At 71.9% G+C, this 12585-nt stretch carries 12 protein-coding genes; 8 read left to right on the top strand and 4 right to left on the bottom strand.

Going from position 1 to position 12585, the window contains the following annotated elements; translation table 11 throughout:
- The first annotated feature begins 8 nt into the window (after positions 1-8).
- Positions 9-1517 carry an MFS transporter gene (locus ACZ4FV_RS19100; RefSeq protein ID WP_465322943.1) on the top strand — a complete coding sequence of 503 codons (1509 nt, stop codon included), beginning with the start codon at positions 9-11 and terminating at the stop codon, positions 1515-1517.
- Positions 1514-2284 carry a siderophore-interacting protein gene (locus ACZ4FV_RS19095; RefSeq protein WP_395872256.1) on the top strand — a complete coding sequence of 257 codons (771 nt, stop codon included), beginning with the start codon at positions 1514-1516 and terminating at the stop codon, positions 2282-2284. The genes ACZ4FV_RS19100 and ACZ4FV_RS19095 overlap by 4 nt, the downstream gene beginning before the upstream one ends.
- Positions 2285-2373: 89 nt before the next feature.
- On the opposite strand, the gene ACZ4FV_RS19090 is transcribed toward ACZ4FV_RS19095, so the two are convergent.
- Both ACZ4FV_RS19090 and ACZ4FV_RS19085 read right to left on the bottom strand, forming a co-directional pair.
- Positions 2374-2790, bottom strand: coding sequence for an RNHCP domain-containing protein (locus ACZ4FV_RS19090; RefSeq protein ID WP_395872258.1), 417 nt, complete (start codon positions 2788-2790; stop codon positions 2374-2376).
- Positions 2784-3167 (bottom strand): RNHCP domain-containing protein, encoded by a 384-nt coding sequence (locus tag ACZ4FV_RS19085; RefSeq protein WP_395872261.1) that lies wholly within the window; start codon positions 3165-3167, stop codon positions 2784-2786. The genes ACZ4FV_RS19090 and ACZ4FV_RS19085 overlap by 7 nt, the downstream gene beginning before the upstream one ends.
- A gap of 394 nt (positions 3168-3561) precedes the next feature.
- Here ACZ4FV_RS19085 and ACZ4FV_RS19080 point away from each other — a divergent pair, with 394 nt between their 5' ends.
- Positions 3562-4029 (top strand): GNAT family N-acetyltransferase, encoded by a 468-nt coding sequence (locus tag ACZ4FV_RS19080; protein WP_395872263.1) that lies wholly within the window; start codon positions 3562-3564, stop codon positions 4027-4029.
- Positions 4030-4103: 74 nt separating this feature from the next.
- On the opposite strand, the gene gdhA is transcribed toward ACZ4FV_RS19080, so the two are convergent.
- On the bottom strand, positions 4104-5465 hold the full coding sequence (gene gdhA / locus ACZ4FV_RS19075) for an NADP-specific glutamate dehydrogenase (protein WP_395872264.1): 1362 nt from the start codon (positions 5463-5465) through the stop codon (positions 4104-4106).
- A gap of 192 nt (positions 5466-5657) precedes the next feature.
- Between gdhA and ACZ4FV_RS19070 the strand changes: the two genes are divergently transcribed.
- Together ACZ4FV_RS19070 and ACZ4FV_RS19065 are read left to right on the top strand one after the other, a co-directional pair.
- Positions 5658-6605 carry a glutamate ABC transporter substrate-binding protein gene (locus ACZ4FV_RS19070; RefSeq protein WP_395872266.1) on the top strand — a complete coding sequence of 316 codons (948 nt, stop codon included), beginning with the start codon at positions 5658-5660 and terminating at the stop codon, positions 6603-6605.
- 53 nt (positions 6606-6658) lie between these two features.
- Positions 6659-7576 (top strand): LLM class F420-dependent oxidoreductase, encoded by a 918-nt coding sequence (locus tag ACZ4FV_RS19065; protein WP_465322942.1) that lies wholly within the window; start codon positions 6659-6661, stop codon positions 7574-7576.
- Positions 7577-7629: 53 nt separating this feature from the next.
- On the opposite strand, the gene ACZ4FV_RS19060 is transcribed toward ACZ4FV_RS19065, so the two are convergent.
- On the bottom strand, positions 7630-8844 hold the full coding sequence (locus tag ACZ4FV_RS19060) for a pyridoxal phosphate-dependent aminotransferase (RefSeq protein WP_395872311.1): 1215 nt from the start codon (positions 8842-8844) through the stop codon (positions 7630-7632).
- 300 nt (positions 8845-9144) lie between these two features.
- Here ACZ4FV_RS19060 and ACZ4FV_RS19055 point away from each other — a divergent pair, with 300 nt between their 5' ends.
- The 3 genes from ACZ4FV_RS19055 to ACZ4FV_RS19045 all read left to right on the top strand — a co-directional run bounded on the left by ACZ4FV_RS19055 (position 9145) and on the right by ACZ4FV_RS19045 (position 12575).
- Positions 9145-9669: a GNAT family N-acetyltransferase gene (locus ACZ4FV_RS19055; protein ID WP_395872269.1), complete on the top strand. Its 525-nt coding sequence runs from the start codon at positions 9145-9147 to the stop codon at positions 9667-9669.
- A gap of 280 nt (positions 9670-9949) precedes the next feature.
- A complete protein-coding gene (locus ACZ4FV_RS19050) occupies positions 9950-10924 on the top strand; it encodes a ketopantoate reductase family protein (RefSeq protein ID WP_402229942.1) in 975 nt (324 codons plus the stop codon).
- Between the two features lie 295 nt (positions 10925-11219).
- A complete protein-coding gene (locus tag ACZ4FV_RS19045) occupies positions 11220-12575 on the top strand; it encodes an SDR family NAD(P)-dependent oxidoreductase (protein ID WP_402229944.1) in 1356 nt (451 codons plus the stop codon).
- Positions 12576-12585: the final 10 nt, after the last annotated feature.

Raw genomic sequence — 12585 nt, 5'->3', positions numbered from 1 at the left:
GGGGACCCATGTCCACGCCCGTCCTGGGCACGTCGGCGCCACGCGCCGGCGGTGCCGAATCCGAAACCGAACCCGCCGGCGCGTCGCGCGCCGTGCTCCTCGCGATGTGTGCCTGCGTGCTGGTCGCGCAGAGCATGGTCGCCGCGATCAACCTGGCCATTCCGCAACTGGCCGCGTCCCGGCTGCATCCGTCCGCCGACAACATCCTGTGGATCGTCGACGCGTACGTGATCGTCTTCGCCGGCCTGCTCATCCCCGCCGGCGCGCTCGGCGACCGCTACGGCCGCAAGGGCGCGCTGCTCGCCGGGCTCGGCGTGTTCGCCGCCGGTGCCTGCGTCAGCGCGCTCGCCACGAACTCGGCCACGCTGATCGCCGGCCGGGGCGTCTCCGGCGCGGGCGCCGCGCTGATCATGCCCGCGACCATGTCGATCCTGATGCACGTCTTCCCGGCCGAACGCCGGCCCCAGGCGATGGCGTCCTGGACACTCGCGGTCGGCCTGGGCGGCCTGCTCGGCAACGTCGGCGGCGGTCTGGTCCAGGAATACCTGCCCTGGCAGGGCCTGTTCTGGATCATGGTCCCGCTGGCCGCGGTGCTCGCCGCGATCGTCCAGTGGGTGACCCCGCGAACCGCCACCCACCCGGCCGCGCTCGACCCGATGGGTTCCGCGCTGTTGATCACCGGCCTGGTCGCGGTGTTGTACGGGATCATCGAGGGCCCGGAGTTCGGTTGGGGCTCCACCCATGTGATCGGCGGCTTCGCGCTCGGCGGCCTGCTCCTGGGCGGCTTCGTGGTGCACGCGCTCCGTGCCGAACACCCGCTGCTGGACCCGCGCGTGTTCACGTCCGCCAAGCTGCGGGCCGGCGTGCTCGGGATCGGTGCGAGCTTCTTCGGACTGTTCTCGCTGTTCTTCATCAACGCCCAGTACCTGCAATACGTGAAGGGCTTCTCGGCGCTGCGCACCGGCTTCGCGATCATCCCGCTCACGGTCGGCATGGCCCTCGCGCCGAAGATCGCGGTCAAGGCGCAACAGCGGGTCGGTACCCGGCCGTTGGTGGTGTTCGGGCTGAGCCTGATCGGGATCGGGCTGCTGTGCATGGCGACGGTGGACGCACGTACCCCGTACGCGGTGTACGCCGGGTTCCTGCTGATCCTCTCGGCGGGCATGGGACTGTGCGCGCCCGCGCTCTCCTTCGGTGTGGTCTCCGAACTGCCCAAACACCAGGCGGGGTTGGGCTCCGGCCTGAACACCGCCGCGCGGGAGGTCGGGGCGGCGCTGGGGGTCGCGGTGTTCGGCACCATCCTGGCCGGCCGGTTCTCCGGTCAACCGGCCGTGGAACTCTCCAGGACCCGGGGCGCGGAACACGCCCGGGTCGTGGACTCGTTCACCGACGCGATGTCGGTAGGCTTCCTGGTCGTCGGCGGCCTGCTGCTGGTGGCCACCGCCGCGGTCGCGATGGGCTATCGCGACCGCGCGGGCGCCTCGGCCGACTCGGGCACTTCCGGGAGGACCGCGTGAACCGCGAGACGAGTCGGCGGCGAGGCCCGATGGGCCGGTTGCTCGACCGGGTGTTCCTGTCCGCCACGGTCGTCGAGACGGAGCCGATCGCGGCTCGGATGCGACGGATCCGGATGCACGACGACGCGCTGCGCGGACTGTCCTGCCGGCCCGGACAACAGGTCCGGGTGCATGTGAACGACGTGCTCTCGATGGCGGGTTGGCGCCAGGGGGCGGGCAACCTGCTGCGTACCTACTCGGTCTGGGGCAACGACCCGCGGGCCGGGACGCTGGACCTGTGCGTGCTGGACCACGACGGCGACACGGGGCCCGGAGCCGCGTGGGGTCGCGCGGCGCGGCCCGGCGACCGGGTCCGGTTCGGCCGGCCCGAGGGCGGCTTCGTGCTGCGTCCGGACGCGCCGTATCACGTGTTCGTCGGCGAGGAGACCGCGTCGGTCGCGCTGGGCGCGATGATCGCGGCGGTGGGCCCGGCGGTGAACGTGTACGGGGTGATCGAGACCGCGACCGCGGCCGACCGGCTGCCGATACCGCACGCCGAACGGCTCACCTGGCTCGAACGCGGCGACGCGTCCGCGGCCTCCTCGGCGACCCTGGCCGACGCGGTGGGCCGGCTGGCGCTGCCCGCCACGCCGGGCGTGGCCTACGTGGCGGGCGAGGCCAAGACGGTCAAGCTGGTCCGGGACCGACTGGTCGCCGACCACGGCTGGGACCGCAGGTCGGTGATCACCAAGCCCTTCTGGTCCCCGGGCCGAACCGGCATGGACTGACGTCCGCGACGCCCGCGCTCGCGCCCGGGCGCCGGCCGGGCCGTCGTCGGCCCGGCCGGCGCCCACCCGCCACCGTGTCGGGCGCGGCCCTACAACGTGAGCAGCGCGCGGATCGGGCGGGTCGGGTCGCTCAACGGGCGCAGCGCCAGCCGGATCAGCGCGAGCGGGTTGTCGTCGCCGGCGATCCGGTTCGCGCCGAGCGCCCCACAGGACTGGCACTGATGGATCAACTGCCACTCCCCGTCCGGCCGAACGGACATGCTCAGCACGCTCATCCGGCCCCGACAGTCGGCCGCCCGATCACCGGGGACACGGCGATCGAGGTGCAGGCTGGTGAGGCAGTGCGGACAGTGGTTGCGATGCGCCGTACCGGGCGCGAGCAACGGCACGTCGAGTCGACAACCCACGCAGCGGAACGCGTCGCCGCGTCCGGTCCGCCCGTGGGTGACGTCCTTGTACCGCTGCGGGCGGCGGTTGGCCGGTCTGCGGCGGGCCACCGTCACCACTCCCCGAACACTTCGAGCGGGAACGGCGGTTGCGCCAGTGGCCGGACGGCCATCCGGACCAGGATGAGCTGGTTGTCGTCCGGGGCGATCGCATTCGACGTCAGTTCGTCGCACCGGATGCACCGGTGCACGATCATCCAGTCGCCGCCGCGCAGCACCGCGATCGAGATCGGCGACATCCGCGCCGCGCACTCGGACGGGCCGCCCTCGACGCGGTCGAGGACGTGCCGGGAGTGCAGGCAGCTCGGGCAGTGGTTGCGCCGGCCGCCGGCCGGGTCGACGGTGGTCACGGTGAGGCCGCAGCGGACACAGGTGAAGGTGTCGGTGCGTGGTGGGACGGTGTGCTGCTTACCGGAATTGTTGTTGCCGTTGGACACTCGGAAATCTCCTTGCCGAAGGCGGAAGCGAAGGCAGCAAGGAAGCGCCGAGCGGTCTCGGAGGGGTCGTCGACGCGGTCCGCCGCGATGTGCGCGTGCGGACCGGTGGGCCCACCGGGGGATCAGCGAGCGTCGGGGAAGTCCCGGAGGCCGGATCCGACCGCGGTCATACGAGGCGCGCTCGGCGCGAGGACGGGCATCAACACCTGATTTCCGAAGGGGGTGAGTCCGCGGTGAGGCGGACCGGACCCGGCGAACGTAACAGCGCGCACGGCGCCGGAGCCAACGATTTTCGCCGGACGCGGCGGCAACCGAGGCCGTGGCGGGGCCGCGTCGGGAGCCCCGCGTCCGAGACCCCTCTCGCAGGCCGAATCGGCCCTGACAGACTGGGCCGATGATCGTCAGACCCGCGCATGCGGCGGACCGGGCCGGATTCCTCGCACTGGCCGCCGAGGTCGAGCACTGGTTCGGACCGATGGTGGACGAGCCCGGATTCCACGCGGCGCTGGACGAGCACATCCGAACCGGCCTGGCGCTCGTGGTGCCCGCCGACACCGGACCCGGCCTGCTGGGCGGGCTGCTGTTCGGCGCGGAACCGCCGGTGCATCACGTGCACTGGCTGGTGGTGGCCGAGGCCGCCCGGGGGCGAGGCGTGGGCCGGGCGCTGATGGCGGAGGCGACGAGCCGGTACGTACGCGGGCCGGGAACCGTCGAGTTGATCACCTTCGGGCTCGACCACCCGGGCGCGATCGAGGGCGGCTCGCGCGCGTTCTACGCGTCGCTCGGCTTCGTGCCGGCCGAGCCCGCGGAGCCGGGGCCCGAGGGTGGTTCGCGGCAGGTGTTCCGGCGCACGGTCGACTGAGCGCCGACCGGGCGCCGCCGCCCGACCGGGGGAGACCGGTCGGACGGCGGCGACGCGTGGGGTTCAGCCGTGGATCACACCACGCCGAAGGCGTTCATCGCGTCGGCGACGCGCAGGAAGCCGGCCACGTTGGCGCCCAGCACGTAGTCGCCCTCGTGACCGTGCTCGGCGGCGGTGCTCAGGCACGTGTCGTGGATGTCGCGCATGATCGCGCCGAGCCGGGCGTCGGTGTCGGCGAAGCTCCAGGACGTGCGGGCGGCGTTCTGCGCCATCTCCAGGGCCGAGGTGGCCACACCACCCGCGTTGGCCGCCTTGCCCGGCGCGAACGACACGCCCGCGGCGCGGAAGACGTGCACGGCGTCCGGCGTGCACGGCATGTTGGCGCCCTCCGCGACCGCCGTCAGGCCGTGTTTGACCAGGTGCGCGGCGGCCGGGCCGGTCAGCTCGTTCTGCGTCGCGCACGGCAGCGCGACATCGCACGGGACCTCCCAGACCGAGCCGTCCGGCACGTAGCGCGCGTGCGCGACCCGGTCGGCGTACTCCGCGATCCGGCCGCGCCGGTCCAGCTTGATCTCCTTGAGCAGGTCCAGGTCCAAGCCCTTGTCGTCGACGATGTAGCCGGTCGAGTCGGAGGCCGCCACGACGCGGGCGCCGAGCTCGCGGGCCTTCTCGATGGCGAAGATCGACACGTTGCCCGAACCGGAGACCACCGCGCGCCGACCCACCAGGTCGTCGCCGCGCGCCGCCAGCATCTCGGCCAGGAAGTACACGCAGCCGTACCCGGTCGCCTCGGTGCGCACCTGGGACCCGCCCCAGCCCAGCCCCTTGCCGGTGAGCACGCCGGACTCGTAGCGGTTGGTGATCCGTCGGTACTGACCGAACAGGTAGCCGATCTCGCGTCCACCGACCCCGATGTCACCGGCGGGAACGTCGGTATGTTCACCCAGGTGGCGGTACAGCTCGGTCATGAACGACTGGCAAAAGCGCATTACCTCGGCGTCCGAACGGCCCTTGGGGTCGAAGTCCGAACCGCCCTTGCCGCCGCCGATGCCGAGCCCGGTCAGGGCGTTCTTGAAGATCTGTTCGAAGCCGAGGAACTTGACCACGCTCAGGTTCACCGACGGGTGAAAGCGCAACCCGCCCTTGTACGGGCCGAGCGCGCCGTTGAACTCCACCCGAAAGCCCCGGTTGACATGGACCCGACCGGCGTCGTCGGTCCACGGCACCCGGAACAGCACCTGGCGTTCGGGCTCCACCAGCCGTTCCAGGAGTGCCGCGTCGGCGAGTTCGGGCCGCCTGGTCAGGGCCGAGGCGAGGCTTTCCAGCACCTCGTGCACCGCCTGGTGGAATTCGGGCTCTCCGGGATTGCGGCGCTGCACCTCGTCGAAGGTGGCCGCTGCCGGGCCGGTCAGCTCGGCGAATGCCTGGAGACTCATGGATGGTTGTCCTTCCGTCGACGGGGCGCGTCGCGGGCGATCGCGTGCGGTTACGCTATCCGGCTTCGGGGCCTCCTCGATCCACGGCGGACGTTCGGCACGAGAAGAGGGAACGCCCTCGTTTCCCGCGGCACCCCACCTGCGATGCTGCCTTCCGTGTGGCCCAACAGAGTTGATGCAGCGTCACGTCGAGTGGCGGCCCTGGCACTGGTATTTCTGGTGACCGCGTGCGGGAGTGGCGGGGCGGACGGCGCCGACGCGCGCTCCCCGTCCCGGTACGCCCCGGTGGAGGTCGGCGTACCCGATCCGGTGCTCGCGCCCCCGGTGCCGGCGCCGCCGTGCGACCCGAGTCGGAGCCTGACCCCGATCACCCCGCCCCGGCCGGGCGGCACGATGCCGGCCGGTTCGACGATGGCGTCGATCCAGGGGCGGGGCAAGCTGGTGGTCGGCGTCGACCAGAACACCCGGATGTTCTCCGCGCGCAGTGCGGGCACCGGGGAGTTGGAGGGCTTCGACATAGAGCTGGCCCGGGAGGTGGCGAAGGCGATCTTCGGCGACCCGGACCGGATCCAGTTCCGGACCATTCCGCCCGGTCGCCGGATCGACGTGTTGGTCGAGGGCCAGGCGGACATGGTCGTGGACGCGATGACGATCACCTGCGAGCGCCGACAGCAGGTGGAGTTCTCCGGCGTCTACCTCGACGACGCGCTGCGCTTCCTGGTGCCCCGCGGCACGAAGGTGGCCAGTCTGGCGGATCTGGCCGGGAAGTACGTGTGCGTGTCCGCGAACACCACGCCCGAACGCCGGGTGGCCGAGTCCAAGGCCCGGGTGTACGCGGTGGCGGACCGGACCGACTGCCTGGTCGCGCTCCAGGAGGGCCGGGTGGCGGCGGCGTACACCAACGCCTCGCTCCTGGAGAGCCTGCGCGAGCAGGACCCGTGGTTGGACGTGGTCGGCCCGACCACCGTGGAGGAGGTCAAGGGCATCGCGGTGCCCAAGGGGCAGACCGACTTCGTGCGCTTCCTCAACGGGGTGCTGGAGCAGCTCAAGAGCAGCGGCCGTTGGCAGCAGTTGTACGACGAATGGTTGGGCAAGGCGCTCGGGCCGGCCAAGCCGCCGGCCACGACCTACGGCGGATGACGGCTGTGGCAGCGGTTACTGACGATGCGTCAGGTCGCTGCTACGTTGCCGCCATGTTCCTTTCGCTCGGACTGCCCACGCACCTGGTCGAGGCCGGCGCCGACCTGATCAGCGCCGAGGCCGTGATGGAGATGTCCCGCGCGGCCGAGTCCGCCGGGTTCGACGCGGTCTTCACCACCGACCACCCGTTCCCCGGCGACCAGTGGCTCGCCCACGGCGGCCACCACACGCTGGATCCGATGGTCACGCTGTCCTTCGCGGCGGCGGCCACCACCCGGCTGCGGCTGCACACCAACCTGTTCGTCCCGGCGTACCGCAACCCGTATCTGTCCGCGAAGATGATCTCCTCGCTGGACGCGCTCTCCGGTGGTCGGGTGATCCTGGGCGTGGGCGCGGGCTACCTGGAGCCCGAGTTCGCCGCGCTGGGCGCCGACTACGCGAACCGCAACGACGTGTTGGACGACGCGCTGCGGGCGATGCGCGCGGCGTGGACCGGGGAGAGCGTGGCGGGCAACACCATGCGCCCGCGCCCGGCGCAGCCGCGGATCCCGATCTGGGTGGGCGGCAACAGCAAGCGGGCGATCCGCCGGGTGGTGGACCTGTGCGACGGCTGGCTGCCGATGCCGGCCCCGGCGGGCGCGTCCAAGTACCTCAAGACCCCGGGCCTGGAGACGCTGGCCGACCTGGCGGCGCGGCTGGACTACGCCCGCGAGTACGCGGCCTCGGTGGGCCGCACCGACCCGATCGACATCACCTTCATGCCGCGCGGGATGAGCATGTTCGACGGCGACGGCATCGACCACGAGGCGATCGTCGCGGACCTGACCGAGCAGGCCGAGGTCGGGGTGACCGGGGTGACGCTGACCCTGCCGGCCACGTCGCGGGAACAGTACCTGGAGCAGACCGCCGCGTTCGGCGAGCTGGTCGTGCCGCACGTCAAGAAGCTCGCCGTGCGCCCGCTCCTGGCCTGAAGAGCGCCGAGGGCCCGACGCCGGTCGGCGCCGGGCCCGCGGTCGGCGTCGGATCACTGCCCGTAGGACCCGATGAACTCGCCGATCCGGGTGATCGCGTCGGTCAGGTCGTCGACCTGGGGCAGCGTCACGACGCGGAAGTGGTCCGGCTGGTGCCAGTTGAATCCCGTGCCCTGCACGACCAGGATGCGCTGGCTCTGGAGCAGGTCGAAGACGAACTTCTCGTCGTCGACGATCTTGCACACGTCCGGGTCGATCCGGGGGAACGCGTACAGCGCGCCCTTGGGCTTGACGCAGGTCACCCCCGGGATCGAGATCAGCGCCTCGTACGCGGCGTCGCGCTGGGCGTGCAGCCGGCCGCCGGGCAGGATCAGGTCGTTGATGCTCTGGTAGCCGCCGAGCGCGGTGGCGATCGCGTGCTGCGAGGGCACGTTCGCGCACAGGCGCATGTTGGCCAGGATGTTCAGGCCCTCGATGTAGCTGGTCGCGTGCCGCTTGGGGCCGGACAGCAGCAACCACCCGGAGCGGAATCCGGCCACCCGGTAGGCCTTGGACAGGCCGTTGAAGGTCAGGCACAGCAGGTCCGGCGCGAGTGAGGCGAGCGGGACGTGCACGGCGTCGTCGTAGAGGATCTTGTCGTAGATCTCGTCGGCGAGGAGGAGGAGTCCGTGCCGGCGGGCGAGCTCGACGATGCCTTCGAGGATCCGCTGCGGGTAGACCGAACCGGTCGGGTTGTTCGGATTGATCACCACGATCGCCCGGGTGCGGTCGGTGATCTTGGCCGCGATGTCGTCGAGGTCGGGATACCACTCGGCGCTCTCGTCGCACAGGTAGTGCACCGGGGTGCCGCCGGACAGGCTGACCGCCGCCGTCCACAGCGGGTAGTCCGGCATCGGCACGAGCACCTCGTCGCCGTTGTTCAACAGCGCCTGCAGGGCCATCACGATCAGCTCGGAGACGCCGTTGCCCAGGTAGACGTCGTCGACGTCGACACCCTCGATACCGCGCGTCTGATAGTGCTGGACCACCGCCCGGCGGGCGGACAACACACCCTTGGAGTCCGAGTAGCCCTGCGCGGACGGCAGGTTGCGGATCATGTCGTGCAGGATCTCGTCGGGGGCCTCGAAGCCGAACGGCGCGGGGTTGCCGATGTTCAGCTTGAGGATCCGGTGTCCCTCGTCCTCCAGGCGTTTCGCCTCGTCGAGAACCGGACCCCGGATGTCGTAACAGACGTCCGCGAGCTTGCCCGACTGACGTACCTCGGGCAACGGACGATGTTGTGGTTGCGACAACTCTTCGACGCTCACCTGGATATCTCCTCCTCGCAGGGCAGTCGCCCGCGAGATCCTCGTGTGCACGGTGGAGGCGGGCGAGGTTGCGAGTCTTCCACGCCCGAGGTCCGGCACGCAGTGGGATATTTGACACGTGGATCGGCCGGTACCCGCCCGAGACCCGGCCTGCACCTGCTCGTGACGCCGCCTGCCGGCCCACAAGAGTTCATCCGAGCGTTGCCCGCGTGGCAGATCGGGGTCGCCCGACGGCGCCCTCGCGGTGCCACCCTGCGGCATATGGACGTGTCGTACTTCTACGGAACAGCGGGCGAAATCGACGCCGCGAGTCTGTACCGGCTGCTGTCGCTGCGCAGCCGGGTCTTCGTGGTCGCACGCCGGCAGCCCTGGCTCGATCCCGACGGCCGCGACATCGAGCCGGGAACCGCGCACCTGTGGGCGGAACAGGACGGCGAGGCGGTGTCCACGCTGCGGCTGACCGAGGAGGGGGACGGCCTACTGCGGATGGGCCGCGTCTGTACGTTGTTGTCGCATCGTCGACAGGGGCATGCCACCGTGCTGGTCCGGCACGCGCTGGTGCTGGCGGGTCCGCGCCCGGTGATCTCCGACGTGTACGCGCGCAGCGCCGACTGGTTCACCCGTCGAGGCTTCGAGCCGCGCGGCGGGCGCACCGTCGTGGACGGCGAACCGCACACCTCGATCCGGCACGTGCCCGCCGCCCGACGCGCGGCACCGGTGCCGTCCGGGGGAACGGGGTCGGGGCATCGGGGCGGCGGGTACGTACCGGCCTGGGCGTCGACCTGACCGCGATCGCGCGCGGGGCGGGCCCGGGACGCGTGCGGTAGCGCGGTCCGGCGGCGGTACGTCCGCTCGGCGACGTGTGCGTCGGAGCGAGCCCCACCGGGCCCGACGGGCGCGGCGGACCCGTGCCGCGCCCGAGCCCGGGCGGATCCGGCGCCCACCCGGCGCGCTCGCGGCGGTCGTGCCGTGGCGTCCGGCAGACCGGAAAACCGGTGGCCTCGCGGACCCCACGGCGGTGCCCTGACGTGTTTGGATGGGCTCTCGCGTCGGGGAGGGATCGGCCATGCGATTTGTAGTCCTGGGGGCCGGGGCAGTCGGCGGCGTCCTCGGCGCTCGCCTCGCGCAGTCGGGGCACGACGTACACCTGGTCGGCCGGCGCGCGCACGTCGACGCGATCGGCGCCCACGGACTGCGGGTCCTGACCCCCGACGGCGAGGACGTGGTGCGCCTCGCCGCGGTGACCGACATCGCGACGCTGGATTCCCTCGTGGACTGGGCCGAGGTGGACGCGGTGGTGCTGTGCGTCAAGTCCCACGACACCGCCGGCGCGCTGCGCGAGTTGGCCCGCTACGCCGACTCGCGGGTGCCGATCCTGTGCGCGCAGAACGGCGTGGCCAACGAGGACGCGGCGCTGCGCCTGTTCGCGAACGTGTACGGCGTCCTGGTCGCGTGCCCGTCCGCCTACCTCGAACCCGGCGTCGTGCGCGCGTACTCGTCGCCGGTGACCGGAGTTCTGGACATCGGCCGGTACCCGCACGGCCGGGACGCCTTCGCGGCCCAGGTGTCACGTGTCCTGTCGGGCGCCGGCTACGGCTCCGAGGTGTACCCGGACATCACCGCGTACAAGTACGGCAAGCTGGTGACCAACCTGGGCAACGCGGTCGAGGCACTGTGCGGCCCGAACGCGCGCGGCGGAAATCTGGACCGACTCGCGATGGACGAGGCGCGCACGGTGCTCTTCTCGGCCGGGATCCACGCCGAGTTCGCGCCGGTCAGCCCCCTCGTGCAGGTACGCCCGGTGGGTGGTGAACGGCGGCCCGGCGGCTCGTCCTGGCAGAGCCTGTACCGGCACACCGGCGGCATCGAGACCGACTACCTCAACGGCGAGATCGTCCGGATCGGCCGCCTGCACGGCGTGCCGACCCCGGTCAACGCCGAACTGCAACGCGCGGCGAACCGATTGGCCGCCATCGGCGGCGAGCCCGGCTCGGTATCCGAACTCGACCTGCTGCGCGCGGTGGTGGACGGACGCGGTTAGGCCCTGTCCGGGCGCCGCCTCCACGTGGCGCGGCCCGGCCAGGCCCCTGGGACAGGCCCGGGAGAGAGCGAAAAGCCGGTGACCGGTCCGGTGACGCCTCGCTAATGTGACGGTCCGTCGGTGAACCGCCGACGCGTCGATCCGCCGCTTCGGCGACATCGGCCCGGGATCCGTCCGCGAAGGGAGCGAGCCCATGGGAGAGTCGCCGACGCCCCCGAGCGACGCCCGCTTCGCGGATCCCGCGGAGCCATAGGGCCGGTCGCCGGATCCGCCGCAAGTCCCTCGGGGGGACCCCATGACCGACTCGGACACACTTCCCGTCCCACCGTCCCTCGAGGACTGTCTCGCCGTGCTCGGCGCGATGTCCGACCTCCCGCCGGACGCACCCGAGCGACGCCGGATCGAGCAGGTGCTCGCGTCCTTCATTCGCTCGGGGCGTCATCGCCGCCGGGCCGAGCAGCGCGCGCTGCGGCGCGCGGAGCGCACCGAGGTGACCGAGCGCACCGCGCTGGGCGCCGCCGACCGGGTCGAGGATCTCCCGCTGGAGGACACCGGGCTGCCCACGTGCGTCGGCGTGGTGGAGATGGGCCTGCGCTGCTACATCTGCAAGCGGCCGTATCGGCAGGTGGACGGCTTCTATCACCGGCTGTGCCCACCGTGCGCGGCGGAGAACCGGCAGCGGCGCCACGCCCGCGCCGACCTCACCGGCCGGCTGGCCCTGGTCACCGGCGGCCGGGTGAAGATCGGTTACGAGCTGGTGCTCAAACTCCTGCGCGACGGCGCGGAGGTGATCGTGACGTCGCGCTTCCCGCACGACACACACGAGCGGTTCGCCGCCGCGCCCGACCACGACGTGTGGGCGCATCGGCTGCACGTGCACGCGATCGACCTGCGCGACCTCGGTGGGCTGGTCGCGTGGTGCGATCGACTGGTCGCCGAGGGACGCCCGCTGGACATCCTGGTCAACAACGCGGCCCAGACCATCCGTCGACCCGCGTCGGCCTACGGACCGCTGCTCGCCGCCGAGCGGGCCGCGCTCGGGGCGGGTGCGTTCGAGTTCGCGCTCGACCGGTCGCCCGCCGACGAGTGGGACGCGACCTCGACGGCGCCCGGATCGGCGCCGGCCCGGCTCGCGCCGGACGCGGCGGGGCTGCTCCCGGACCGGGCGCCGGTCAACTCCTGGTCCAAGCGGGTCGACGAGGTGGATCCGGTGGAGCTGCTCGAGGTGCAGCTCGTCAACGTGACCGCGCCGTTCGTGCTGGTGAGCCGGTTGTTGCCGCTGCTGCGCCGGGCCGCGTGCGAGCGGCGCTACATCGTCAACGTGTCGGCGGTGGAGGGTCAGTTCGGGCGCGCGTACAAGGCGCCCGGGCATCCGCACACCAATATGGCCAAGGCCGCGTTGAACATGCTCACCCGGACCAGCGCCGAGGATCTGGCCGGTCACGGGGTGTACCTGACCAGCGTCGACACCGGCTGGATCACCGACGAGAAGCCGCATCCCGACAAGACGCGGGTGGCCGCGACCGGGTTCCGCACGCCGTTGGACATCGTCGACGGCGCGGCCCGGGTGTACGACCCCATAGTGCGCGGGGAGCGGGGGGAGCCGGTGTTCGGGTGCTTCCTCAAGGACTATCGGGTCGCGCCCTGGTGATCCGCGGGTG

The organism is Embleya sp. NPDC025285 (assembly GCF_055558835.1).
The sequence above is the reverse complement of the archived record's forward strand: the minus strand, read 5'-3'. Positions and strand labels throughout refer to the sequence as shown.